Below are 24,116 nucleotides of genomic sequence, written 5' to 3' on the forward strand. Positions count from 1 at the left end.
TGCTCAAATAAACTTCGAGAAATTTCTACCAATCATCAATGATAATATATATCGATCAATCAACCAGTAAAAATCCACACAAGTTGTTCTTCATAATCTCTTAATGATCTTTCTAACATCTCGTCAATGCTAGAAGCTGGACTCGAAACACTTAACAACTCAGCAACTTGCTTCGTTCGTTTCCGTGTATCTCGTCGGTATGGGGTGCATTCTATAGATTTTTTCCTCCCTTGCAACCCCTTATTTTAACAAAAACTCATGCATGTTTATTTTTTAAGCAAATTTACGTTTTTTACACTAAAAAATAGACAAAAACGATTAATTAAATTAAAAAACCCCAATTAAATTGGGAATTTTCAGATCAAAAAGCTCTAAATCTTATTCTATGTATTTTTGAGTACTATAATATGAAGTAGATAATTTTCGAATTGTTTTCATTTCTTGATCACCATCTATTGAATTTAAGTAATTTAAGAATGCTTCTGCATAGTCCAATCCAACTTCTATTCGACGCTCACCTGTAATTTTTTTCAATGTATGATAGTAATCAGCACCATCAGCTAAAAAATTGATGGTTACAATTTTATATAACTGATTTAAATCTAATGGCACAAGCTGGTCAGACCCATTTCTGACTTGAATATTTGTAATACGCTTTCCAATAGGCTGCGTCATATCAACTTGCCAAGTTAATCCAGCCGTATACGGATAACTTCCAGTATTTTTTTGTTCAATCACGCCTGAAATGGCATCTTCAAGCGTATCTTTAATTTCTTGACCAGTCATATTCAATTGAACGAGCGTATTTTTGAAAGGTAAGACTTGGTAGATATCTGCTACAGAGATATTTCCTTTCGCCAAATCAACTCTTACTCCACCTGCATTTTGAAATGAAATATCAGCATTAAAATATTCTTTGCCTTGTTTAAGAAATGCTTCGGCAACCATTTGTTGAATATCACCACCATGGGCATCGACATGCGCATTCAAATTACACACATCACCTAAAGATGATCGTGAGCGATCAAATTGAGTTCCCGGCACACGTCTTGAACATAAATTATCAACTGCCTGTCCAACAACTTTGACTGCAAATAATTTTTTAGATTGCTTATAGGGCTCTAAGACACTCAAAATATTTTGATCTTCTTTAATAATAGAAAAAGGAGCTCGTTCTTTTTCGAATTGATGTTCTATATATTTTTTTTCTTGATCACTGACTCTTTCATTATTTTGCTTACGTTTAAAATCATCGCCAATTAACACATGCGGTTTACCCACACAACTTTGAACCGCACCATCTGCATTAAATTTTACGTTAAGTTCACCAACCACATAACTGTATTGCCATGCTTGAGCAACACAAACAGATTCGCCATTTTTATTTTTCAATTGTAATGGGTAGGTAGCGACAGGAGACATACCATACTTTTCTAATATATGAGGTCCAAACAATGTGTGAGAGTCGCCTCCAATTATCACATCCACATCCGTAAGTTCTTGTGCTAATTTTTGATCAAGTTCATAGCCTACATGTGTTTGTAAAATAATTTTTTTAATTCCCTGTTTTTTGAGTTGATTAATCTCATTTTGAGCTACTGTAATTTCATCTCGGAATAATGTGTCTTGATTTGGTTGAGAGGAGTTTTTAGTTTTTGATGCAATGGTGAGCCCCACAACCCCATATTTTTCCCCATTCCGCTCAAGAACAATAGATTTTTGAATCCGATCTGTCTGATATAAAGGTGAACTCACCCCAAATTCAACATTTGCAGAAAGAATCTCTGTTTGCTCTTTACAGTGTCCTTCGTCTAAAAAACCAATAAAATCTTTTAAGCCTTGATCTTTTGCATCAAATTCATGATTTCCCAAGGTAAAAGTATCAAAACACACTGTATTCATCATTTCAGCGTCAGCTTTTCCATTTGAGAGGTTATAATACAAATCTCCTGTTATCGCATCACCAGCATGAATTTTCACTACATTCGGATGATTTTCTGCCATTAGATTCATAAATGTTGCTACACGAGAAAATCCACCACGCGAAACGACTAGTTGTTCTTCACCATGACCTAAATCAAAATTAAAGCTAAGCTCTTCACCATCTAAATGGGAGTGATGGTCATTAATATGAAGAATTTTTAACTCTGAGGGTTGTGTAATATTAGGATTAGATTTTTGGTCATCTCCACCACAACTACTTAGCAATAACGATGTCGTTAAGAGAAGAGCTGTTATTTTTTTCTTGTTCTTCATTTGAATACTCCTTATTTAAACCAAGAGTATTCAACGAAGATATGACATTATGATGGTGGATTTATGACACTTTATCGAAATGACTGATTTTATATTTTTCCGCAAATCGCTCAGCTAATGCCGTAATGGTCAAACTCGGATTAACACCGACATTCACAGGAATCGCACTTCCATCAACTACATATAAGCCTTGATAGCCAAAAACCTGATGATTAGAGTCAATCACACCTTTAGAGGAATCTTCAGCCATAACTGCACCACCCAATATATGCGCTGTAACAGATAAGTGCCCCATACTTTCCAATATATTATTCTGTGCTTGACCACCACTTACTTCAGCAAATTTTTCCGCAGCTTCATTTGCTAACGGTATAAAAGACGGCGCTCTTTCTCCAACTGAAACCTGCGTTTTCAAAAAACGCCTAAAACCTCTGAGTGCAGTACGTCCATATACAAATCGTAGTTGATTGTCTGCCTGTTGCATGACGGTTAATACAGTGACACGTTTATGCCAGTTTTTAGAACGCCATGATCGAGTTGAAACAAAGGGGTGCAGAAAAAAATGCTTTAAAACATGGAGTGCACGTTTTACAGGTTGATCGCCATTGACCAGTGGTCCCATATAAAACTTCATAAACTCATAACTTGCTGGAAATCGATTCTGAGTAATATGTGTTTTGTCATCTGCATGAAAATGACTGGAAATGGTCGTCCCTCTCGTTAAATCTATTGTTTTATCATTATTAGAGATCGCAACAATCGCCTCACTATTGGTTCGAATATGTTCACCTAACTGACCAGAAATATTCGGTAAGGTTTTAAACACATCTCTTGAAGCAAACAAAATTTCAACAGTTCCTATAACACCTGCGGATAGAATGACCTGTTTCGCAGAGTAATCTTGTTTTTCTTTGGAGTTAAATGACTGATATGTATGAATGATATATTTTCCATCAACATGTGAAAGATGAGTTACTTTGGTTTCTGGAATAATCTCAACTCCATTGTTCTCTGCAAGATATAAATAGTTTTTATCCAAACTATTCTTCGCACCCTGCGCACACCCCGTTATACAATTTCCGCACTGATTACAGCCTATTCGTTCGGGACCTTGACCATTCAAAAGCGGATCACTCACCCATTGATGAGGATCACCAAAGTAAATTCCCTGTGGTACAGTGTCAAAACTATCTCCAGAACCCATTTGTTCTGCTGTTTGTTTTAACCACTCATCTTGCTGACCTTTATATGGATTTAAACTTACACCTAGCATGGACTGAGCCATCTGATAGTGCGGTTGTAATTCCCTCTCCCAGTCTTCTGACAAATGACTCCAAGTTGGATCACGATAAAACTTTTGACCTGGTTTTAACAACACAGCAGCATAAACAACACTGCCACCACCAACGGCAACCCCTCGAACCACACCCATATGTTGGAATACGTCTTGTGCAAGAAAACCCTTCATCCCTAACGTCGGTGCCCAATTTAAGTATTTAGAACTCCGACTTGCTCGATGTAAATCATCTTCAGTGAGCCTTCTTCCCTGCTCTAGCACAGCTACTTTTAATCCAAGCTCAGACAATCTTAGCGCAGATACACTTCCACCAAAGCCTGAACCTACAATAATGACATCATATTCAAATTTTGATTTCATACATCACGACTTAGAATAAATGGAAATGAAAAATGCTTTAAAAAAGGAAGATTAATGATAGTCATACACAACATCGTATGTTCATCAAGCTGTCTTAACTCATCAACCACCCAACGCCATGGAATTGGTGCTGTCTTGCCATAATACAAGGCGATCGTTTGTTTTCCATCAATCAAAGACGCCTCTTCTAGACACTCCATTTGAAGCTTTTCACTTCTCTGCCCGCGATTGAGTAAAATATTAGTGACTAAATTTTGACTGATGAATTTTTTCCCAAACCACCCCCCCAATCCACTTAAAAATAAACTCGGTGCTGCAGACACTCTTAACCACCAAGGACCAATAAACTGAGCCTGATATTCTCCTTGTCTCATGGCAAGTGGCGCGGATGAAAGTTGTTGATAGGTTGCCTTAATCGAGGACAACGAAGCAGTGATTAAATGCTCCTTACGGATCATGAATTTCTCCCTCAATGATTTTTGTTTTATTCAGCATGTCCTATGCTTCTTTATGAAATATATCAATCGTTTAAATTTTATTCCACATACATACTTTGATCGATTGCATAAAAAAAGCCGAATGTATGTCACCTCCGGCTTTTCAACTCAAATTAATTTCACTTTATTTCTTTAAAAATCCTGATACAAGATTCAACACATTTTGTATATCTGAATTCGCTTCTTGTGGATCGGTCTTATTTGCTTGAGGTGTAAGCGAATCAATAATTTGTGGTAAGACTGAAGAAATCGCATTGTATACATCCTGTTTAGGAACTTGCGCTTCTTGTGCAACTTGCTCTACATCTTGCTGATCAAATAAATTTTGAACTTGTTGCGTGCTGACATTGGCATTTTCGCCAGGACCAGTTGAAACCCAATCATCCACTTGACTCGTCAGCCCCTGACCTTTCAGTTGATCAAGCGCACCTTGCAAACCGCCATTCTTTTGAATCCAATTAAGAATTAAAGGAACTACTGCGATTAATAAGGTTTGAGCGTTTAGACCTGATGATTTGCCAACACCACCAGATTGACTACCAGATAGACCACCAAGTACAGATCCCAAAATCCCTCCCAATCCACCTTGTTGTTGGTTTTGATTGGTCTGATTATTTTGTCCCGTTAAACTCCCGAGTACCGAACCAAGTACACCACCCAATCCCGATTGATTAGATTGTTGATTACCGCCTAAAGCCTGTTTCGCTAAAATTTCAACGATATTACTTAAATTTGTCATCAAGACACCTTTAGATTCTTATTTTCATTAATCAGCATATCGTTAAAAACATGGCTTTGTACATTGAAATTGTTGTGTTTTGATAAACTCAAAGTTTGCCATTACCATCGAAACTTATTCCAATTTTCTGGATTAGCCCAAAACTTAGAATTGAACCAATCTGGCACATGCTTATAATTCAAAATATTGAATTGCCATAAGGCGAAATCTTGCTCTGTATTCTTTTGCTCAATGAGCTGCGTGAATCCAAGACTTCTTAATAATTGTTCATCTGCAATATGACTCAACACGACGATTCTTTTTGCCATTAAATCACGCAGTTTTACCAGCATTTGTGATTTATGATGGGTTGATAGTGTATCCATCTGTTCATTATTTAAAATCACAACACCTAGATCATAGCGTTGCTGAAAAGGAAGCATTAAAAATTCAGTTACGTTAAAATGATTCCACTGGATTGTTTGAGCATAGTCTTGGCTGAGATCCTGACCAAGACATACGGCAGTTTGAATTGGCTGTTCTTTAGATAAATCGTCTAGCATTGACGTGATGACATTTTTCTCAGCCATGAGCTGCACCTTATTTGAGTGAGATTAAAGCATGGAATTACAGGGCATTTGTCATAAAATGCACGCTGGTTTAACCAACCTAAGTGTAACTGAACAACAAACACAACAGGCAAATGTTGAATATAAATTTATTTTAGATCGTTCAGAAATCAATCTCCCGTTCAACTTAGGTCAAGAAATTGAAATTGAATGGACCGGCAAAATTTACTGTGTTTCCTGTGGGAATAAAACACCAAAATCATACTCCCAAGGTCACTGCTTTAAATGCATGAAAACGAAAGCAGCCTGTGATATGTGTATTATGAAGCCAGAAACATGCCATTACCATTTAGGGACTTGTCGTGAAGAAAGCTTTGCTCAAGAAGTATGCTTTCAACCCCATATTGTCTATCTTGCCAATTCAAGTGCATTAAAGGTTGGCATTACCCGTTTAGGTCAAATGCCAACACGTTGGCTAGATCAAGGGGCTACCCAAGCTTTACCTATTATGAAAGTGGGCTCTCGTCGGTTATCAGGACAACTTGAAGTCATGTTTGGTACGCAAGTCGCTGATAAAACAGACTGGAGAAAATTGCTGAAAGGTGAAGCGGAAAAGGTAAATTTGTTAGAGATCAGAGATGAATTGCTCACGGAGTTTGAACCTCAAATTGAAACTATTCGAGATGAGTTCAGCATGAGCCTAGATTTCAATGAAAATGTAGAAATTTTAGAAAACGAACTTCCTCGTGAATTCATTTATCCTGTCGATCAATATCCTGAAAAAATTAAATCGCATAACTTAGACAAAACGCCAGTCATACGTGGAAAACTGCACGGTATCAAAGGACAATATCTGATTATGGACACAGGTGTAATCAATATACGCAAATATACGGGTTATGAATTAAAAATTCGTGCTGATTCATAATACTAAATCAATAAAGCCTCAATATGAGGCTTTTTTTAAAGGATAGATAGAATTGCGTGCACTGGATCTTCATTTTGATCCGACAATAGTTGCTTGTGCATCGTCAACAATTGCATAGATTGTATTTTTGAGTTTTCGATATTCATCAACAACTCAATCTCATGTGCTAAGTTTTCTGGAGTTGCATCATTCTGGATTAACTCCTGAATTACTTTTTTACCTGCAATAATATTAGGTAAAGAATAATAAGGAATTTTCACTAAAAGTTTCGCAATCCAGTAGGTCAAACTATTTAACTTATAAAAAGTCACCATGGGACGATGCAATAACATCGCCTCAAGTGTTGCAGTACCCGATGCCAACGCCACAATATCACTGGCATCCATGACCATCCGACCTATTTTAGATTCCGCATCAATATTTTCCATTAACTTGATATTATCTCTGAGCCTATCTGGGTAACCTATTAAGATCTGCTCAATTTGTTGTTTACGAGCCTCATTGATGGCTGGAATTAAAAATTGATACTCAGGATATTTTTGATGGACAATCTTCGCTGCATCTAATACAAGTGGCCCTAACTTATCAACTTCACCACGACGACTTCCAGGCAGTAATGCGATATGTTTTTGTGCAGGATTTAAACCAAGCGCCTGCTTTGCATCGAGTATATGATTTTCCAGCGGTAATTGATTAGCGAGAGGATGTCCAACAAATACCGCTGGCACATTAAATCGATCATAAAAAGTTTTTTCGAATGGGAATAGGCAAAGCACCAAGTCAATTGAGGCTTTGATACCATGAACACGACCTTGACGCCATGCCCAAACCGAAGGACTCACATATTGAACAGTCTTAATTGGCAACGATTTTTGCTTTATTTTCTTTGCTAAGCGCAAGTTAAAATCTGGTGCGTCTATCCCTATAAAAATATCAACAGGTTGTTTAGTCCATTGATCAACCAAGCCATCTCGAACCGCAAAAAGTTTTTTAATATCTTTTAATACTTCAACAATTCCCATCACCGATAGAATATCCATCGCATAATAGCTTTTAAAACCCTCTGCAATCATTTGAGGACCGCCAATTCCTTCAAATTCAGCATTAATTCCCTGCTCTCGAAAACGACGTATTAATTTGGCGCCTAAGGTATCACCTGAAACTTCACCAACCACAATGCCAATTTTAAGTTTTCGATTTTGCAAATGAATATCCTCTTTCATGCTCTATAAGTATCTTAACATAAGCATCTCATAACAGATTGAGTTCTTGAAATATCCTAACTTAGTAATGCTTTATCTTATTTTTGAATAAGTAAATGAATAATCAAGACAACAGCTTATATTCAAAAATCATAAGATATGCCGGTTTTCTGATAAGTAGCACAAACGATGTACGGTTCTATTGAATATATTTTAGCAGGTGTTTTAGTTGGTTTCTGTGTAGGGGTCACTGGCGTGGGTGGTGGCTCACTTATGACGCCTATCTTAATTGGTTTATTTAAAATTGAACCACATATTGCAATTGGTACAGATCTACTTTATGCCGCGATTTCTAAGTTTTGCGGCTCTTTTGTACATGCAAAAAAGCTTAATATTGTTTGGCCCATCGTCATTTGGCTTGCGATCGGAAGTATTCCAGCCTCTTTAGCCACAACTTGGGTTTTAGACAACTATTTGAGTCAATCCACACATTACAAAGCCATTCTCACGATGGTTTTAGGCTTTATGCTCACCATTACTGGTATTTCAATTGTATTCCGTACACAGGTAGAAAAATTCTTCAAAAAATTTTCCAAAGAAGTTACTGAAGAGGAAGTTGAATTAACTCGAGAAAAATTAAAGCAGAAGCGTTTATATATTGCTTTAATGGGTATTATATTGGGCATTTTTGTGACCTTATCTTCAGTTGGCGCGGGTGCATTCGGCATTATGGCGCTGATCATCATGTTCCCTAATTTACCTATGATTAGAATTATTGGTTCAGATGTTGTCCATGCAGTTTTACTGACGCTCGTGGCAGGTATGGGGCATATGAATTCAGGTAATGTGGATTTCAATTTATTGATGTGGCTTTTAGTCGGATCGATTCCTGCAATCATCGTTGGTACGCTGGTGAGCTCCCATTTACCTGAAAAAATTATTCGCAAGGTACTAGGCATCACCTTATTTGCCATTGGTGTTAACTTCATGCTTAATCCAGTCAAAGCGAAACCTGTGACCGCACCTGAGGCAGTTATTGAAACCTCAACTCAAGCCCAGTCTTAGTTAATATCATGTTCAAACTGTAACCTCAGTGAAGCTGTATAATTCACTGAGGTGAAATTAAATGATTTATTCAATTTAATAATTTTCAAAAATTAAATCATTCTATACAATACAAGTAGAAACTCTGATTAATACCAAAAAGACAATTTGATTACTTTTTTTTATTAAATCCATTCAACTTTTTGATAACAAATGATCTACTGAATCATGCTATATTCAATAGATTGAACATTTTCTTGTAAAAACGAACCAGTGACGGCAATGAATACTTTACAGTCAAATTCTATCACCCAAAACGACATTGATGACGTGAATGTACAAAGCATTCAGCCTCTTGTTACTCCTGCTGAATTAAAAACAGAATTACCGTTAACTGATAATGCATACCAAACAGTCCTAAAAGGTCGTGAAACTGTACGTAATATCTTAGATGGCAACGACAAACGTTTATTCGTAGTCATTGGACCATGCTCTATTCACGATCCTGCAGCAGCTCATGATTATGCTGATCGTTTAAAAGTTTTAAGCGAAAAAGTGAAAGACACGCTTTATATCATCATGCGCGTGTATTTCGAGAAGCCTCGTACAACAGTGGGTTGGAAAGGCTTAATTAATGACCCTGACATGAATGACTCTTTCAATATTGAAAAAGGTTTACGTTTAGGCCGTAAATTGTTGCTTGAACTCAATGAGAAAGGTCTGCCATGCGCAACTGAAGCGCTTGATCCAAACTCTCCACAGTACTACCAAGACTTAATTTCTTGGTCAGCAATCGGTGCACGTACAACAGAGAGCCAAACACACCGCGAGATGTCTTCAGGTTTATCATCTCCAGTCGGCTTTAAAAATGGTACGGATGGCGGTCTCACTGTTGCGACCAATGCGATGCAATCTGTAAAACATGGCCATAGTTTCCTTGGCTTAAATGACCAAGGTCAAGTTTCGGTGATTCGTACTAAAGGTAACCAATATGCCCATGTCGTGTTACGTGGTGGTAATGGCAAACCAAATTATGATGCTGGCTCTGTAGCAGAAGCTGAAAATGCATTAGCGAAAGCAAAAGTAAGCAACAAGATCATGATTGATGCGAGTCATGCCAACTCTAATAAAGACCCATACCTTCAGCCATTGGTTCTAAAAAATATCACTGAACAAATTTTAGATGGCAATAAATCGATCGTAGGTATTATGGTTGAAAGTCATTTAAAAGGTGGCCGCCAAGATATTCCTGCAAATCTTTGCGATTTAGAGTATGGTAAGTCTGTTACAGATGGATGCATCGATTGGGAAACAACTGAAAAAGTTCTGTTGGAAATGGATGCAGCTTTGAAAGACGTTCTACCACAACGTTAATCAGATAAAACGCCATCACACGATGGCGTTTTTTTATAAGGTTAAATCATGGATCAACTCGAAAAAGAACTAAGCTCAATCCCCCATTTTCAATTTGTTCATGAGCATTTGTTTAGCTCAGGTCAGCCAAACGAAGAACAACTTAAATCAATTAAAGCCTATGGTATCGATACCATCATTAATCTCGCTTTTAATGATGCTACACCCAACTTAAATCATGAAGATCGCTTGAGTGCTGAAATTGGTCTTAACTACATCCAAGTGCCTATTGATCCAGAATTTCCACATGATGATCAATGTTTATTTGTACTCGATCTGATCGATCATCTCGTTAAAGAGAGAATGGTCTGGATACATTGCACCAAAAATCATCAATGTAGTTCATTAATCTATCTGTACCGACTACATTATATGAATATGGATTTACCTACAGCACATGAGCTATTACACCAAGTATGGGAACCCAACAACACTTGGACTGGGTTAATGCACGCGGTCGGCTTACAGTTGCAAGGACGTAAAGCCACTCAAGAACTGCAAGCCTCTTTGATGAAAGCGCAAAACTTTGAATGATCAAAATTGTTTATTGATGACTAATTAATACGGTCGCTATAGACAGAATTCCTTCCTGACGACCAGTAAATCCTAATTTTTCAGTGGTGGTGGCTTTAATACTAATCTGATTGATATCCACATCAAGTACATCTGCAATACTTTGACGCATATCTAAATTATGTTTCGCTAATTTTGGACGCTCACAAGCCACTGTAATATCCGCATTATTCAGTTGATAACCACGATCCAATATCAACTGATAAACATGCTTTAATAAAACCTTACTGTCCGCGCCTTTGAACTGTTCATCAGTATCTGGAAAGTGCTGTCCAATATCACCGAGCGCTAAAGCACCCAACAATGCATCACAAAGTGCATGTAAAACTACATCTCCATCAGAGTGTGCTTTCAAACCATGTGTATGCGGAATACGAATACCAGCCAATGTGACATAATCGCCTTCCTCAAAAGCATGAACATCAATACCTTGACCTATACGAATAGCTAAGCTCACATTGAACTCCTTTACACAGTTTTTGAAAATGAAATCTTGTATTCTTTGATTCTTGTTCGCTATAGTAGATGCGCAAACATTTGAAAGTATAAGCGATGATGTTGTCAAAAAGCGTATCAAGTTGGATGAAACCTTTAATTTCTATCTTTTTCATTGGATTAAGCAGTGTTTCTGTCGCACAGGCACAACTTATTCAATGTGATAAGCCGCAATCAAGTTTTAAAAATTCCATGATTTGTGCTGCTGATTTTTCATCTTTGAGAGATGAATTGAATGAACGCTTTTTAACATCCTACTTAGTTACTGATGCACCAACTCGATTAATTCAAGATACACAACAGCTTTGGCTGAATCGACTGCAGCAGTGTAAAAATAAAAATTGTGTGTCATTACAAATCAATCAACGCATTGATGATTTAAACTTTTACATGTCGATGAATCAAACGCTTACTCAGCATTACATCAAGTTTGAACAAGGTAAAATTGCAACGCAACCTGTACACCTTAAGATTCATCAATTAAGCAAGGATCGCGTCAAAATTGAAGGTATTGCTTATCGTAGCCCTAACAATCGCCTAGAAACTCAAACGATTCCGTTATTGGCTTATACGACCACTCAAAGCAAACACGAAATTATTGATAATGAGCATGATTGTCAGTACAAACTCAAATATCAAAAATCATTACTAATTGTCTCAACTGAGCAAACAGGCTGTGAGCGCTTTAGTGGAATCTATCGACTATATGATTAAACAGAATGTATGCAAATTCACAGTTAAATAGCGAATGCTAAACACAACACTCCTGTGATCGCTAACAGAATCCCCAAGCTATTTTTTAACGTTATTTTTTCTTTAAAAACTAATATACCTGCGATCACACCTAACACTACGACCAAAATATTCATGCCAGCGAATACAATTGCGGGTGAATCCTTTAACAACATATGTGCTTTCACATAAAGTGCAATATTGGCAAAATTCAATACACCTAAACTTAGTCCAGCAAGAAAATTTTGCAATGTCCATGATGTTTGACGCAGGGACAAATATCCCATAGAAATAATGAAAGCAAACACAAACATCAAGTTTAAACTGACTGCAAATTTTAATCCTAAACTTGTACTGTATTTTAACAGAACATCTACGAGTGCATAGCCAAGCCAAACTGCGAGCAAATACATTCCTGCTTTTTTTGTTTGCAATGTTGGTGTCGATGTTTTAGAGAAAATGATCAAAACAATTGCACCCAAACCCAATGCAATACCAATCAATTTCAGGGTGCTAAATTTTTCTTGGAAAAGAAAATAGGCTGCCAACAATGAAAGAACAACGGATAATCTTTGCGCGATTTCAGTTCTGATAATTCCAGCTTGATCAAGTGATTTGGAAAGCAGCAAGAATATTGAGGGTAAAGCTATTCCCAACAACCCAATAAGCCACCAAGGTGTGGAGGTTAATGATATTTGGTAGAGATCTGGCTTAAACCAAAAAAAACAGAGTATCGTGGCGATAGCATAATTCCATGCAATCATTTGCATGTCATCAAATCCACGAGATTTACTAAACTTCAGTAAAATCGATACTAGTACGCTGCACAAAGCTGCTGAAAAAATCAGTTCCATAATTTGCTCTTATTTTTTTATTCAAGAAAAAGCCCACAATCACTGTGGGCTTTTTAAAATTATAAATAATTTTATTAATTATTTATAACGATCTACCATTTTCTCTAAAGAAATTGGACGAATCTTGTCAGCATGACCTGCTGTGCCAAATGCAGTATAACGATCTACACAGATTTGCTTCATTGCTTCAACAGTTTGAGCAAAGAATTTACGTGGATCAAATTCGCTTGGTTTTTCAGCCATCATACGACGCATAGCACCTGTTGAAGCTAAACGTAAGTCAGTGTCGATATTGATTTTACGTACACCGTGCTTAATTGCTTCAACCAACTGCTCAACAGGAACACCGTAAGTTTCTTTGATGTCACCACCGTATTGGTTAATAATCGCTAACCATTCTTGTGGAACTGAACTTGAACCATGCATTACAAGATGAGTATTTGGAAGTGCGGCGTGGATCTCTTTAATACGATCAATCGCTAAAATATCACCTGTAGGTGGACGCGTAAATTTATAAGCGCCATGTGAAGTACCAACTGCAATTGCTAACGCATCAACGTTAGTATCAGCGACAAATTGAGTCGCCTCTTCAACCGAAGTAAGGAGTTGTGAATGATCTAGAACACCTTCAGCGCCAACACCATCCTCTTCACCAGCCAGACCAGTTTCAAGGCTACCTAGGCAACCAATCTCACCTTCTACAGATACACCACACGCATGTGCCATTTGAACAACACGACGAGTTACATCTACGTTGTAATCATAAGTTGTTGGTGTTTTACCATCTGCACCTAATGAACCATCCATCATTACTGATGAAAAGCCCAATTGGATTGAGCGTTGGCAAACGTCAGGATCAGTACCATGGTCTTGGTGCATCACAACTGGAATGTGTGGCCATTCTTCGATTGCAGCCAAAATAAGATGGCGTAAGAATGGAGCACCAGCATATTTACGAGCACCAGCAGATGCTTGAACAATAACAGGTGAATTTGTTTCATCTGCGGCTAACATAATCGCGCGCATTTGTTCTAAGTTGTTTACGTTAAACGCTGGTACGCCGTAACTATGTTCTGCGGCGTGATCCAAGAGCTGGCGCATTGAAATAAGAGCCATAATTTCCTCCCAGGTAATGCTCCATATTCTAACCTGACCTGTGTTTCAATTCAGCAACAATTGACAGTATTTCATAAAAAATCCCTGCAATTGCAGGGAGATTTTCAATTTAATACTTATTAAAGTAGAAAATCACTCCGCCGTTGCTTGATCAGCAGGTGCATTTGCAACTTCTTCTGGAACATCAGTATTATTTTCATCTTGTAATGGCTGATCAATAGCATCGATAGCCGCTTGTTGTTCAGCACTAATATCTGATGCTTCAACAGCAACTTCTGATGTTGATGTATGATCTGCAGCTGGTGCACTTTCTTGTTTAGAACAAGCCGTCATTGCAAGAGTAGCAGCCAATAGTGTAATTACGCCTAATTGTAATTTCATGATGTTATTCCGCATGATAAATCAGATTATGATCATAATATTTCAAAATTATTTCATTTTCATGACGAAAATTAGTCATAAAAAAAGACCTTCTTAAAAGGTCTTTTTTCTTAAATCCAATTAAGCGCGTTCAAGTAGAACAGCGACTGCTGGTAATGTCTTGCCTTCTACAAATTCAAGGAAAGCACCACCACCCGTCGAGATATATCCAATTTTGTCAGCCACTGCATACTTATCAATCGCAGCTAAAGTATCACCACCACCGGCGATAGAGAAACCTTCAGATTCTGCAATCGCTAAAGATAGCGCTTTCGTGCCCTCACCAAATTGATCAACCTCAAATACGCCTACTGGACCATTCCAAAGAATTGTTTTTGAAGTTTTTAAAATTTCAGCAAATGCTTGAGCTGTTTCTGGACCAACATCAAGAATCATGTCATTGTCAGCAACATCTTCAACTTTTTTCACTACGGCTTTTGCTGCCGCTAATGAGCCAAGGAAGTCATCAAAGTTAATTTCTGATGCGTCAGCAACAACAACATCTGTTGGCAATGGAACCGATACTTTCGCAGCAATTGCTTTAGCTGTATCGATTAAGTCATTTTCACAAAGTGATTTACCAACGTTATAGCCCGCAGCTGCTAAGAATGTATTCGCTATACCACCACCGACAATGAGCTGATCACAAATAACTGATAACGATGTTAAAACATCTAGTTTAGTCGATACTTTTGAACCCGCTACAATAGCAACCATTGGTTTTTCAGGCGTCTGAAGCGCACGACCAAGTGCATCTAATTCAGCGGCAAGTAATGGACCTGCTGCTGCAACTTTAGCAAGACGAGCCACACCTTCTGTTGATGCTTCTGCACGATGTGCAGTACCAAATGCATCCATCACAAACACATCACAAAGTGCTGCATATTTTGCTGCCAACTCTGGATTATTTTTCTTTTCGCCTGTGTTAAAGCGACAGTTTTCAAGTAACACAACTTGGCCTGGTGCAACTTCAACACCATCCAAATATTCAGTGAGTAATTTAACTTCTTGACCCAATGCTTCAGTTAAGTAGGCAGCAACAGGTGCAAGTGATTGTTCAGCTTTAGGCTCACCTTCAACTGGACGACCAAGGTGAGAATAAACCATTACTGCTGCGCCTTTTTCAAGAGCGGCTTTAATTGTTGGTAATGCAGCGCGTAAACGTGCATCACTCGTAATCACACCATTTTTAACAGGAACGTTTAAGTCTTCACGGATCAGAACACGTTTACCTGCTAAATCGAGGTCAGTCATACGCTGAAAGTTCATGTATAGCTCACTTTATAGATATCAAAACCGCATAGATTCTAAATGATTATGCTAAAAAAAGTGAGTAAAATTTCAGAAAAGCTGTAGAAATCTTTAGATTTGATTATGATAGATGGAGTCGAACCACAAAGTGTTGCTATGTCTATCCATCCAGATCCAAGTATTAATCGTTTAAATGTTTTCGGCGAACCGCTCGCCAGTTGTTGTTTTGATCCTATCACAGGATATTTCAGAAATGGTTTTTGCCACACTGCACCCTCTGATTTAGGTCAACATACAGTCTGTGCCGAAATGACGTCTGAATTCTTAAGTTTCTCGCAACGAATTGGGAATGATTTAACAACACCACTACCCGAAGTTGGTTTTCCCGGTTTAAAACCTGGTGATTTCTGGTGTATTTGTGTGACGCGCTGGGTCGAAGCTTATCAGAATGATATGGCACCGAATCTAAAACTTCAGGCATGTCATCAGTCAGTACTTGCTTATGTCCCGATCGATATTTTAATGGAATTCTCTGTGTAATGAATCATCATGTTGCTTCAACGTCAGCAAGAATTATTTTAGCTTCTGGCAGTCAGACACGTAAGGAATTACTTAATCGATTACATATCGATTTTGAACAAATATCACCCGATATCGATGAGACTCCGCGTGGGGAAAGCCATGCCGATGATCTTGCCTATCGACTTGCATATGAAAAAGCAAAATATTTTGCTGAGAAAGATCCAGATGCGATCGTTATTGGTTCTGATCAGGTGGCTTGGCGTGAAGGCGCACCTGACATATTTATTGGAAAACCTTTATCTCCTGAAAAAGCAATCAAACAGCTTCAAGCAAATTCAGGAAAAATTGTTTATTTCAGTACTGCATTGAGTGTTCAACACGCTTCATCTGAGTTTGAAGAAACCATTGTTGAACATTACAAGGTCAAATTTAGGCATTTGAATCTGGAAGAAATTCAGCGTTATGTCGCACTTGAGCAACCTTTGCAATGTGCTGGAAGTTTCAAATGCGAAAGTTTAGGAATCAGCTTATTTGAAGAAATGATCGGACAAGACCAAACCACGTTGATGGGTATGCCGATGATCCAATTGTGTAAGATTTTACGTGAATTGAAAATTCTAGTACCTTAATTCTTTCTTAGATTTGCAAAAACCGAGCATGATTGTTCGGTTTTTTGGTTCATTTTTCAATATTTCAATAAATTTATAATTTTTTAAAAAACTTAAACTAATGAGAAATAATATTATTTAAGTGTATTTGAACTCCTCAAAAATATCTTTATCAAATTTAATTTCTGCATAAGAAAAATCATATTTTTCAGAATCTACTATGTTTTTAGGATATTTAACTCTAAAGAATCCACCAATACTTGACTCAAACTCATCTGTTTGACGTCCATTTTCTACAGTAAACACATTAGAACCTGAACTAAATGACCAAGTATAAAATTGAGATGCCATCAAAACTGCTAATCCAGATACTGCATTTATTAAATTTTTAAGGTTTGCTTCTTCAAATTTTTCATGGCGATCGTGTTTAGTGCTGTTATATGCTTGATACCAAGACAGAGGTGCTGAATTTGAAAACTCTTGGAATGGTACTGTAGTACCATCATTGCCTTTCCAATTTGGTATACATACCTTATATTGAGAAAGATAATGACTTTGCTCAACTTTTCTATAGTCCTTCATATTCCAATTCTTCGGATTAATAGGATATTTATTTTCTTTAAGAATAGCAGTAAAGTTAGCTTCTACTTCTATACACGTCCTTACAAGTAATTCATGAATTCTATGAGAATAAGTATTAGAGTTTTTATCTGCAGGTTCTATGTAATTAAAAATTTTTTTCAGATCTTCCTGTATCAATAAAAAAGCTCTAATAAAATCTGCAGGAGATTTTGCATATCGTTCATGCTGAATGTACTCCGATTTTCCTCCATACCCATACGTGTTATCTGTAAACATTCTAACTGTTCGTCTATAAGGTTTTTTAATACCCATTTTCAATTATTCTCTTAATTTTTTTTAAAACATCAATCGCTTTTAACACAATTTTATAAAAATAATTCAAACTTATATAGCTTATCCAAAACAATATCCCCACTTATTAATTTCCATCACTTGCAGAGCTTCCACAGTTCAAGAGACAATAAGCCAAACTAAATTGTAGTCCTTATCATGTCCCAAACTTTAGACGTTCTCGGCGGTATTAGCGCTGAACAATTCCTTACGGAATATTGGCAAAAAAAACCGCTCCTCGTACGTAATGCAGTTCCTGAAATTGTGGGTTTACTTGAGCCCAATGATGTTATGGAGCTTGCACTCGATGAAAACGTTACTGCGCGTTTAATCAAACAAAAAGATCGTGACCCTAATCAATGGAATGTGAAGTCATCACCACTACTCAAAGCAGACTTCCAAAAAATGCCAAAATTATGGACACTGCTAGTTCAAGCGGTCGATCACTATTCGTTTGATCTTGCTGAATTATGGAAAAAATTTCCTTTTATTCCTCAATGGCGTCGTGAAGATATTATGGTGTCTTACGCACCACAAGGTGGTTCTGTCGGTAAACACTTCGATTTTTATGATGTATTTTTAGTTCAAGGATACGGACATCGCCGTTGGCAATTAGGGCAAATGTGTGATGAGCAGACATCACTCGTTGCAGGTCAGCCTTTAAAACTTTTGCAAGAAATGGAAGTTCATTTTGATGAAGTTTTGGCGCCAGGAGATTTACTATACGTCCCACCTGGTCTTTCTCATTATGGCGTAGCTGAAGATGAGTGTTTGACCTATTCTTTCGGTTTCCGCATGCCAAATATCTCAGACATGATGGATAGTCTTGGTGATTCTTTTTCAGAACAAGAGCAACTGAAAAAACCATTATTAGATATCACACGCTCTGTCAGCACTGCTGTCGGCGAAATTACTGATCATGAGCTTAGTTATCTGCGCGAACAACTTTTAGCTCAACTGCAAAATCCTGAGATGCTTAATGAAGCCATCATGTGTCTCGCTTCGCAACCAGGTTATCCAAACAATATTCCAGAAAGTGACGAAATTGGAACAGGTGATTTAGAAGAAGCACTTGAAGAAGGTTATTTATTAAAAATCGAACCTGCTTCACGTTTGCTTTATAGCAACTTCAATGATGAACTTAACTTTTGGGCGAATGGAGAGCGCTTATGTATCTCCGAAGAATTTAAACCTCATTTAAAACGTATCGCTGATGGTGAAATGATCGCTTTAGATGAAAGTTTATATGATCAACATATTCTTGAAGATCTCGCAGAACTTTTGAACAGTTCGATCATTATGTTGCTGCCTTCCGAAGAAAACTAAACCCATAAATATAAATTGTTAGCTTACAGCTGTAAGCTAACAATTCACTACTTGTCTGATTCCATAGAAGTTCGTAAGGTAATTACAGTAAAGAACGATGGAAAATAAAAATGGCAAGTCCTGCTCAAGCAATAAGACATAAATTACTGAACACTTTTTTTTCAAGACATTCTGTATGGTTCGCATGTATTATCATCGCCCTAAGTATTACGTGGCTTAGGCTATTTTACAGTCCCCATTATATTTATTATTTTCTATCCGACAGTGTCATTAATATTATTTGGCTACTGACCAGTTTACTCAGTGTCTTAGGCCTATATGATGTACTTCAAAATAAACATTCGATTTTAAAGAACTACCCAATCATGGGGCATTTTCGCTTCTTATTTGAAGATTTCAGACCCGAAATTCGTCAATATTTTATTGAATCAGACCAAGACGCTTTACCCTTTTCAAGAATGCAACGTAGCTTAGTTTATCAGCGTGCAAAGAATGAAAATGCTGATAAGCCTTTTGGTTCAATTATTGATGTATATCAAGATGACTATCGTTTCATTACTCACTCTCTTGCACCGAAACTCCCAGCTGATACCAGCACCTTCCGTATTAAAGTGGGTAATGATCAGTGCGCTCAACCTTATAGTGCATCAATCATGAATATCTCAGCAATGAGTTTTGGGAGTTTAAGTGCTAATGCAATACGCGCACTTAATCTCGGTGCCCACATGGGTCAGTTCTATCATGATACTGGCGAAGGAAGCCTAAGCCCCTACCATCTTGAAAATAATGGAGATATTGTTTGGCAAATCGCCAGTGGATATTTTGGTTGTCGAACTGAAGACGGTCTATTTGATCCTGAAAAATTTAAAGCTCAAGCCAAACATCCCAATATCAAAATGATTGAGCTAAAACTGTCTCAAGGTGCAAAACCAGGTCACGGCGGTATTTTACCCAAACATAAGATTACAGAAGAAATTTCGAAGATTCGTGGTGTTCCTCGTGATCGCGATTGTATTTCCCCGCCAAGCCACCCTAGCTTTAATACACCGATTGAAATGATGCATTTTATTCAAAAGTTACGTGAACTATCAGGTGGTAAACCTGTTGGATTCAAATTATGTATCGGACAGCCTTGGCAATTTATGAGTATTGTCAAAGCAATGCTTGAAACCAATATTGTTCCTGATTTTATCGTCGTAGATGGATCAGAAGGTGGAACCGGTGCTGCACCGATTGAATTTAGCGATAATATCGGAACACCACTGCGTGAAGCGCTCTTGTTTGCACACAATACCTTAGTAGGTGCTGGATTAAGAGATAAAGTAAAAATTGGTGCAAGTGGTAAAATCATCAGTGCTTTTGATATTGCAAGTACCTTTGCCTTAGGTGCAGATTGGGTGAATTCAGCTCGTGGATTTATGTTTGCTGTCGGTTGTATCCAAGCTCAAAGTTGCCATACCAATCAGTGTCCAGTTGGGGTAGCAACACAAGATGCTGAGCGCCAAAAAGCAGTACATGTACCAACGAAAGCAGAACGTGTTTATAATTTCCACAAAAATACATTACATGCACTAGCGGAAATGATAGCAGCTGCAGGTTTAAATCATCCGAGCGAAATTAAAGCTCATCATCTCGCGCAACGTATAAATGATCGTGAAATCAAAAATTATGCTCAATTACATTTTTGGTTAGAATCAGGTCAATTATTAAACTGTAAAGATAGAGATGAAGAAAATTTCTATTTCAGAATGTGGAATTTGGCAGATGCCAGCAAATTCTAGTTTCATCAAAAAGGTGCTGAAACCAGCACCTTTATTTTAAAAGTATCCTTTGTGACTTTGAGCATGCAAGAACGCTGGGATTAAACCCGTTAATGCTGCCCGTATATCCGCACGCTCATTGATCAACTGATGAGATCCCTCCTCTAACATGAGCAAGGTCTGAAGGCGAAACTTTCTGCGTATAAATTCGATATTATAACGCCAGTCTACAGTTTGATCTTGGGCACCTTGAGCGAGCCAAACTGGAATTCGGCATGCAGGTCGATTTTCCATTTCCAACATCCACTTTGACATTGCTAATATCCAATCCATCCCCATCATGCGCGGTTGTAATGGATCTTTTAGACGTACAAATCTTAAAAATTCAGGATTGTGATTATTGCGTTTAAAATGTCTTGGAACTTCACGTTTGATACGGCGAATGATGCCCAAGCCTACTGGATTATGCCACCATGCTGTTTTTGCAGGTCTGACTAATGGCGACAAGAGTAATACACGTTCTACAATTGGATTTTTACGTTGTTCAGCAAACTCCAACAAATGATGCATCCAAATTGCACCACCAGTACTCTGTCCAATACCTAGCCATGGTTTAGGCAATTGATCAGCTTGTTTTACATATTGGTGAACCGCATGGAGTACTTGCTGATAATGATCAAAATTCTGAATGCTGGCAGCATTGCCATCACTTAACCCATGTCCTGGCAAATCATAGGTCAAAACACTAAAACCTTGATCCAGCAATTCACCAATAATTGGTTGGTAAATCCCACTGTGTTCCAAATAGCCATGCAATAAGAATACAGTACCTTTCACCTGCTCTATGCGAGGTTGATACACCTGCACATGAAGTTTGAACAAAGGCATTTTGATATAACCCTGCCAATAATTCGCTTCAAGACGATCAAGTGCATAAAGATGACGATAAGCTTGAATCTCTTTCGAAGGAGAATAAGGTCGATTTAAGTTTAAAGGTTCCAACCTTAATGGTGTTTGTTCTCGATTCGGAATGGGTAAATCGAGTTGTTTCAACACATTTGGATTCAGAAACGGAATATCAGACATTATGGCACCTCCCGACAACCGCTAGAGCCAAACATTACATCTCTGATCGTGGCAAGTAATTCATAATTTGCACGACGGCTGTGATCGTAATTTAATTGGCTAGGACGCCATGTTGTCAGCATTGTAGGCATGGGCGCTTCAACAGGAATTGTTTTGATACCGTTCAAAGCAAAAAGACGTCGTGTACGTGTCATATGATAACGATCGGTAATCAAAATCACTGTCGGCGCTCCTCCTTTTTTTTGTAATAATAATGAACTAAAGCGTGTATTCTCACAGGTATTCATGCTGCGTTGCTCTAATAGATTCGCTTCTACCCCACGCGATGCTAACCACGCTTGCATGTACGGTGCTTCAACACCACTCAACACAATAGGTAAATCCGTTTGCTTCTCAATCTCAAGTGTTTTTTCTAGTCTAGAGCGTGTGTAATCATTAACTACGATATCAATTTTATTATCCCCTAGCGTCAACCCACCACCCAACACAACTATCGCATAAGGTTTATCTTTCTGATTTGATAAAGTTTTATTTTCATTTTGAATCAACGCGATATCTTTATAGATTTGCGGATCTAATGTTTGAACCTCATCTTCTTCTAAGGGATGATTTCTAAGGAAAAATTCATATTTTTCCATTAAAGCCAAGCGCTGATTTTTTTCTTCATTGATGGATGAATTTGTTGAATCAGTTTGGCTTATGGCAACATCACTGGCTAAATCAGGCTGATCAATTGCGAAGACAACATCCTCTTTAGTTTCATTCTTTGTATTTATATCTGTAAGCAATTCATCTTTAATTTTTTGTTTTAATAACACATAGCGAGTTTGAATTTCAGCAAGCTGTTCAGCCCCTTGATCATTCAATTGTTCTTCAATAAGTTTGAGATAAGCTTGTCTTGCAATCCACAGCCTTGAACCAGGCTCCAAATCCTCCTTATCAGTTAACGCTGCCATTTGCTGGCTCTTGGCCGCAATTTCGTCAACTTTGATAGGGACAAATGCGTGAAGTGATTTCACAACAAGTGCTGAATAAAATGGTGTATACCAGAAAACCATGAGACAGCCCAAAAGTGCGAATATGATCGCCATCATACGCACCGTTGCCACCATCCAATGTTTTCTAGACATACTGTCCTTTTTAAACCAAATGAGATTGAATAGAACCTTTTTGATCGAACAAAACAGGCTCAGGTTCTAATAAAATACCAAACTTATTTAACACATCTTGCTGCACAGAGCGATAGGTTGCTTGCACATCTGTGAGAGATGCATCGGCGTAATTGACTAAAACTAAAGCCTGTCGATCAAACATTCCCACTTTTCCTAATTTTTTTCCTTTCCAGCCTGTTTGGTCAATCAACCAACCTGCTGCAACTTTTACAGAACCATCCGCTTGAGGATAGTGTGGAATCGTGGGATGAAGCTGTAAAACTTCCTCAAATTTCGTTTTAATTAAAATCGGATTTTTAAAAAAGCTCCCTGCATTTGGATATTCTGCAGGATCTGGAAGTTTACTTTTACGAATTTTGATCACTTGTTGCTGTAAATTATATGGCGTAATGTCATCGCCCATCGCAGCTTTTAAATCTCCATAATTCATTTTGAGTTGTGGCTGTTTAAGTAATTTAAAGATGACCGCAGTAATAACAAACCGCTCAGGCTGATCTTTAAAAATGCTGTGTCGATATGAAAAATGACAATCACTCGCTTGGATTTGAACGATTTCATTTTTAGTACGATCAAAAGCCTCTACAAATTCAATAAATTCACCGACTTCAACGCCATAGGCACCAATGTTCTGAACAGGTGCAGCACCCACCCACCCTGGAATCAATGCGAGATTTTGCAATCCATAGAAACCTTGCTCTGTTGTCCATAGCACGAACTCATGCCAGTGACGTCCAGCACCTACTCGAATTGTTACATTGGTATCATCTTCAGCAAGCAGGACAAGATCATTTAAATGTAATTGAACAACTAAAGCATCTAGATGCTCAGGGAGCAACATATTACTCCCCCCTGAAAGTATCATCATGTTTAATTGAGCTTGCTCAGCAAATTCAATTGCTTCACGCAAATCTTGAAGAGATCGCACAATACAATAATGAGATGCAACAGCATTTAAATTCAACGTATTGAAAGACTGGAGTTGTATATTAGTTTGAATATCAATCA

At 37.8% G+C, this 24,116-nt stretch carries 24 protein-coding genes; 9 read left to right on the forward strand and 15 right to left on the reverse strand.

All coding sequences use genetic code 11. From position 1 onward, the window contains the following. Positions 1-378: 378 nt before the first annotated feature. The 5 genes from AC1M9K_RS10920 to AC1M9K_RS10940 form a co-directional block, all read right to left on the reverse strand. The gene (locus AC1M9K_RS10920) at positions 379-2,256 is read right to left on the reverse strand and encodes a 5'-nucleotidase C-terminal domain-containing protein (RefSeq protein ID WP_481589278.1); all 1,878 of its coding nucleotides are present in this window, start codon (positions 2,254-2,256) and stop codon (positions 379-381) included. Positions 2,257-2,317: 61 nt separating this feature from the next. Beyond that, positions 2,318-3,913 carry an FAD-dependent oxidoreductase gene (locus AC1M9K_RS10925; protein WP_481589279.1) on the reverse strand — a complete coding sequence of 532 codons (1,596 nt, stop codon included), beginning with the start codon at positions 3,911-3,913 and terminating at the stop codon, positions 2,318-2,320. After that, positions 3,910-4,371 carry a hypothetical protein gene (locus AC1M9K_RS10930; protein WP_481589280.1) on the reverse strand — a complete coding sequence of 154 codons (462 nt, stop codon included), beginning with the start codon at positions 4,369-4,371 and terminating at the stop codon, positions 3,910-3,912. Before AC1M9K_RS10930 ends, AC1M9K_RS10925 begins: the two co-directional genes overlap by 4 nt. A 163-nt stretch (positions 4,372-4,534) precedes the next feature. Beyond that, positions 4,535-5,149, reverse strand: coding sequence for a YidB family protein (locus AC1M9K_RS10935; protein ID WP_481589281.1), 615 nt, complete (start codon positions 5,147-5,149; stop codon positions 4,535-4,537). A 101-nt stretch (positions 5,150-5,250) separates the two neighbouring features. Beyond that, positions 5,251-5,718, reverse strand: a complete 468-nt coding sequence (locus AC1M9K_RS10940) for a DUF6231 family protein (RefSeq protein WP_092767830.1) — start codon at positions 5,716-5,718, stop codon at positions 5,251-5,253. 31 nt (positions 5,719-5,749) lie between these two features. Here AC1M9K_RS10940 and AC1M9K_RS10945 point away from each other — a divergent pair, with 31 nt between their 5' ends. After that, positions 5,750-6,625 carry a DUF2797 domain-containing protein gene (locus AC1M9K_RS10945; RefSeq protein WP_092767828.1) on the forward strand — a complete coding sequence of 292 codons (876 nt, stop codon included), beginning with the start codon at positions 5,750-5,752 and terminating at the stop codon, positions 6,623-6,625. A gap of 35 nt (positions 6,626-6,660) precedes the next feature. Here AC1M9K_RS10945 and lpxB read toward each other — a convergent pair whose 3' ends face one another. Beyond that, a complete protein-coding gene (gene lpxB, locus AC1M9K_RS10950) occupies positions 6,661-7,830 on the reverse strand; it encodes a lipid-A-disaccharide synthase (protein WP_481589282.1) in 1,170 nt (389 codons plus the stop codon). A gap of 186 nt (positions 7,831-8,016) precedes the next feature. Between lpxB and AC1M9K_RS10955 the strand changes: the two genes are divergently transcribed. From AC1M9K_RS10955 to AC1M9K_RS10965, 3 genes are all read left to right on the forward strand, one after another. Next, on the forward strand, positions 8,017-8,892 hold the full coding sequence (locus AC1M9K_RS10955; RefSeq protein WP_481589283.1) for a sulfite exporter TauE/SafE family protein: 876 nt from the start codon (positions 8,017-8,019) through the stop codon (positions 8,890-8,892). A gap of 261 nt (positions 8,893-9,153) precedes the next feature. Further along, positions 9,154-10,245 (forward strand): 3-deoxy-7-phosphoheptulonate synthase, encoded by a 1,092-nt coding sequence (locus AC1M9K_RS10960; protein ID WP_051586615.1) that lies wholly within the window; start codon positions 9,154-9,156, stop codon positions 10,243-10,245. Between the two features lie 48 nt (positions 10,246-10,293). Then, entirely contained in the window at positions 10,294-10,818 is a 525-nt protein-coding gene (locus tag AC1M9K_RS10965) for a protein-tyrosine phosphatase family protein (protein WP_481589284.1), read from the forward strand. Between the two features lie 10 nt (positions 10,819-10,828). Here AC1M9K_RS10965 and ispF read toward each other — a convergent pair whose 3' ends face one another. Further along, entirely contained in the window at positions 10,829-11,314 is a 486-nt protein-coding gene (ispF, locus tag AC1M9K_RS10970; protein ID WP_481589285.1) for a 2-C-methyl-D-erythritol 2,4-cyclodiphosphate synthase, read from the reverse strand. A 98-nt stretch (positions 11,315-11,412) separates the two neighbouring features. Between ispF and AC1M9K_RS10975 the strand changes: the two genes are divergently transcribed. Then, positions 11,413-12,066 carry an A1S_1983 family putative colistin resistance protein gene (locus tag AC1M9K_RS10975; protein ID WP_035269186.1) on the forward strand — a complete coding sequence of 218 codons (654 nt, stop codon included), beginning with the start codon at positions 11,413-11,415 and terminating at the stop codon, positions 12,064-12,066. Positions 12,067-12,089: 23 nt separating this feature from the next. Here the strand turns inward: AC1M9K_RS10975 and AC1M9K_RS10980 are convergent, their stop codons facing one another. The 4 genes from AC1M9K_RS10980 to AC1M9K_RS10995 all read right to left on the reverse strand — a co-directional run bounded on the left by AC1M9K_RS10980 (position 12,090) and on the right by AC1M9K_RS10995 (position 15,743). Beyond that, the gene (locus AC1M9K_RS10980; RefSeq protein ID WP_481589286.1) at positions 12,090-12,938 is read right to left on the reverse strand and encodes an EamA family transporter; all 849 of its coding nucleotides are present in this window, start codon (positions 12,936-12,938) and stop codon (positions 12,090-12,092) included. 78 nt (positions 12,939-13,016) lie between these two features. Beyond that, positions 13,017-14,054 (reverse strand): class II fructose-bisphosphate aldolase, encoded by a 1,038-nt coding sequence (gene fba, locus AC1M9K_RS10985; protein ID WP_035269168.1) that lies wholly within the window; start codon positions 14,052-14,054, stop codon positions 13,017-13,019. A gap of 132 nt (positions 14,055-14,186) precedes the next feature. Continuing rightward, positions 14,187-14,435, reverse strand: a complete 249-nt coding sequence (locus AC1M9K_RS10990; protein ID WP_481589287.1) for a hypothetical protein — start codon at positions 14,433-14,435, stop codon at positions 14,187-14,189. Positions 14,436-14,555: 120 nt separating this feature from the next. Continuing rightward, on the reverse strand, positions 14,556-15,743 hold the full coding sequence (locus tag AC1M9K_RS10995) for a phosphoglycerate kinase (protein ID WP_092767819.1): 1,188 nt from the start codon (positions 15,741-15,743) through the stop codon (positions 14,556-14,558). A gap of 138 nt (positions 15,744-15,881) precedes the next feature. Here AC1M9K_RS10995 and AC1M9K_RS11000 point away from each other — a divergent pair, with 138 nt between their 5' ends. After that, complete coding sequence (locus AC1M9K_RS11000; protein ID WP_035269188.1) at positions 15,882-16,265, forward strand: DUF2237 family protein; 384 nt, start codon at positions 15,882-15,884, stop codon at positions 16,263-16,265. After that, the gene (locus tag AC1M9K_RS11005; protein ID WP_481589288.1) at positions 16,265-16,876 is read left to right on the forward strand and encodes a Maf family protein; all 612 of its coding nucleotides are present in this window, start codon (positions 16,265-16,267) and stop codon (positions 16,874-16,876) included. Before AC1M9K_RS11000 ends, AC1M9K_RS11005 begins: the two co-directional genes overlap by 1 nt. 117 nt (positions 16,877-16,993) lie before the next feature. Here AC1M9K_RS11005 and AC1M9K_RS11010 read toward each other — a convergent pair whose 3' ends face one another. After that, a complete protein-coding gene (locus AC1M9K_RS11010; RefSeq protein ID WP_481589289.1) occupies positions 16,994-17,749 on the reverse strand; it encodes a hypothetical protein in 756 nt (251 codons plus the stop codon). 177 nt (positions 17,750-17,926) lie between these two features. Here AC1M9K_RS11010 and AC1M9K_RS11015 point away from each other — a divergent pair, with 177 nt between their 5' ends. Next, complete coding sequence (locus tag AC1M9K_RS11015) at positions 17,927-19,093, forward strand: ribosomal protein uL16 3-hydroxylase (RefSeq protein ID WP_481589290.1); 1,167 nt, start codon at positions 17,927-17,929, stop codon at positions 19,091-19,093. A gap of 110 nt (positions 19,094-19,203) precedes the next feature. Beyond that, positions 19,204-20,874, forward strand: coding sequence for an FMN-binding glutamate synthase family protein (locus AC1M9K_RS11020; protein ID WP_481589291.1), 1,671 nt, complete (start codon positions 19,204-19,206; stop codon positions 20,872-20,874). A 36-nt stretch (positions 20,875-20,910) separates the two neighbouring features. On the opposite strand, the gene AC1M9K_RS11025 is transcribed toward AC1M9K_RS11020, so the two are convergent. Genes AC1M9K_RS11025 through murB form a run of 3 tightly spaced genes read right to left on the reverse strand, consistent with a single transcriptional unit; the run spans position 20,911 to position 24,114 of the window. Further along, positions 20,911-21,939, reverse strand: a complete 1,029-nt coding sequence (locus tag AC1M9K_RS11025) for an alpha/beta hydrolase (protein WP_035266046.1) — start codon at positions 21,937-21,939, stop codon at positions 20,911-20,913. Next, positions 21,939-23,069: a YdcF family protein gene (locus AC1M9K_RS11030; RefSeq protein WP_481589292.1), complete on the reverse strand. Its 1,131-nt coding sequence runs from the start codon at positions 23,067-23,069 to the stop codon at positions 21,939-21,941. The genes AC1M9K_RS11025 and AC1M9K_RS11030 overlap by 1 nt, the downstream gene beginning before the upstream one ends. Positions 23,070-23,079: 10 nt before the next feature. Then, on the reverse strand, positions 23,080-24,114 hold the full coding sequence (gene murB / locus AC1M9K_RS11035) for a UDP-N-acetylmuramate dehydrogenase (RefSeq protein ID WP_481589340.1): 1,035 nt from the start codon (positions 24,112-24,114) through the stop codon (positions 23,080-23,082). Positions 24,115-24,116: the final 2 nt, after the last annotated feature.

The sequence above is a fragment of the Acinetobacter sp. 24-47-67 genome, assembly GCF_056779735.1.

Coding starts and splice junctions, on each gene's coding strand:
- AC1M9K_RS10980 (WP_481589286.1), bottom strand. CDS start 12,938: ATGGAACTGATTTTTTCAGCAGCTTTGTGCAGCGTACTAGTATCGATT.
- AC1M9K_RS10945 (WP_092767828.1), top strand. CDS start 5,750: ATGGAATTACAGGGCATTTGTCATAAAATGCACGCTGGTTTAACCAAC.
- AC1M9K_RS11025 (WP_035266046.1), bottom strand. CDS start 21,939: ATGTCTGATATTCCGTTTCTGAATCCAAATGTGTTGAAACAACTCGAT.
- AC1M9K_RS11000 (WP_035269188.1), top strand. CDS start 15,882: ATGTCTATCCATCCAGATCCAAGTATTAATCGTTTAAATGTTTTCGGC.
- AC1M9K_RS10930 (WP_481589280.1), bottom strand. CDS start 4,371: ATGATCCGTAAGGAGCATTTAATCACTGCTTCGTTGTCCTCGATTAAG.
- AC1M9K_RS10975 (WP_035269186.1), top strand. CDS start 11,413: ATGTTGTCAAAAAGCGTATCAAGTTGGATGAAACCTTTAATTTCTATC.
- AC1M9K_RS10920 (WP_481589278.1), bottom strand. CDS start 2,256: ATGAAGAACAAGAAAAAAATAACAGCTCTTCTCTTAACGACATCGTTA.
- AC1M9K_RS10990 (WP_481589287.1), bottom strand. CDS start 14,435: ATGAAATTACAATTAGGCGTAATTACACTATTGGCTGCTACTCTTGCA.
- AC1M9K_RS10940 (WP_092767830.1), bottom strand. CDS start 5,718: ATGGCTGAGAAAAATGTCATCACGTCAATGCTAGACGATTTATCTAAA.
- AC1M9K_RS10925 (WP_481589279.1), bottom strand. CDS start 3,913: ATGAAATCAAAATTTGAATATGATGTCATTATTGTAGGTTCAGGCTTT.
- fba (WP_035269168.1), bottom strand. CDS start 14,054: ATGGCTCTTATTTCAATGCGCCAGCTCTTGGATCACGCCGCAGAACAT.
- AC1M9K_RS11005 (WP_481589288.1), top strand. CDS start 16,265: ATGAATCATCATGTTGCTTCAACGTCAGCAAGAATTATTTTAGCTTCT.
- AC1M9K_RS10960 (WP_051586615.1), top strand. CDS start 9,154: ATGAATACTTTACAGTCAAATTCTATCACCCAAAACGACATTGATGAC.
- AC1M9K_RS11010 (WP_481589289.1), bottom strand. CDS start 17,749: ATGGGTATTAAAAAACCTTATAGACGAACAGTTAGAATGTTTACAGAT.
- AC1M9K_RS10965 (WP_481589284.1), top strand. CDS start 10,294: ATGGATCAACTCGAAAAAGAACTAAGCTCAATCCCCCATTTTCAATTT.
- AC1M9K_RS10955 (WP_481589283.1), top strand. CDS start 8,017: ATGTACGGTTCTATTGAATATATTTTAGCAGGTGTTTTAGTTGGTTTC.
- AC1M9K_RS11020 (WP_481589291.1), top strand. CDS start 19,204: ATGGCAAGTCCTGCTCAAGCAATAAGACATAAATTACTGAACACTTTT.
- AC1M9K_RS10935 (WP_481589281.1), bottom strand. CDS start 5,149: ATGACAAATTTAAGTAATATCGTTGAAATTTTAGCGAAACAGGCTTTA.
- AC1M9K_RS10995 (WP_092767819.1), bottom strand. CDS start 15,743: ATGAACTTTCAGCGTATGACTGACCTCGATTTAGCAGGTAAACGTGTT.
- AC1M9K_RS11030 (WP_481589292.1), bottom strand. CDS start 23,069: ATGTCTAGAAAACATTGGATGGTGGCAACGGTGCGTATGATGGCGATC.
- AC1M9K_RS11015 (WP_481589290.1), top strand. CDS start 17,927: ATGTCCCAAACTTTAGACGTTCTCGGCGGTATTAGCGCTGAACAATTC.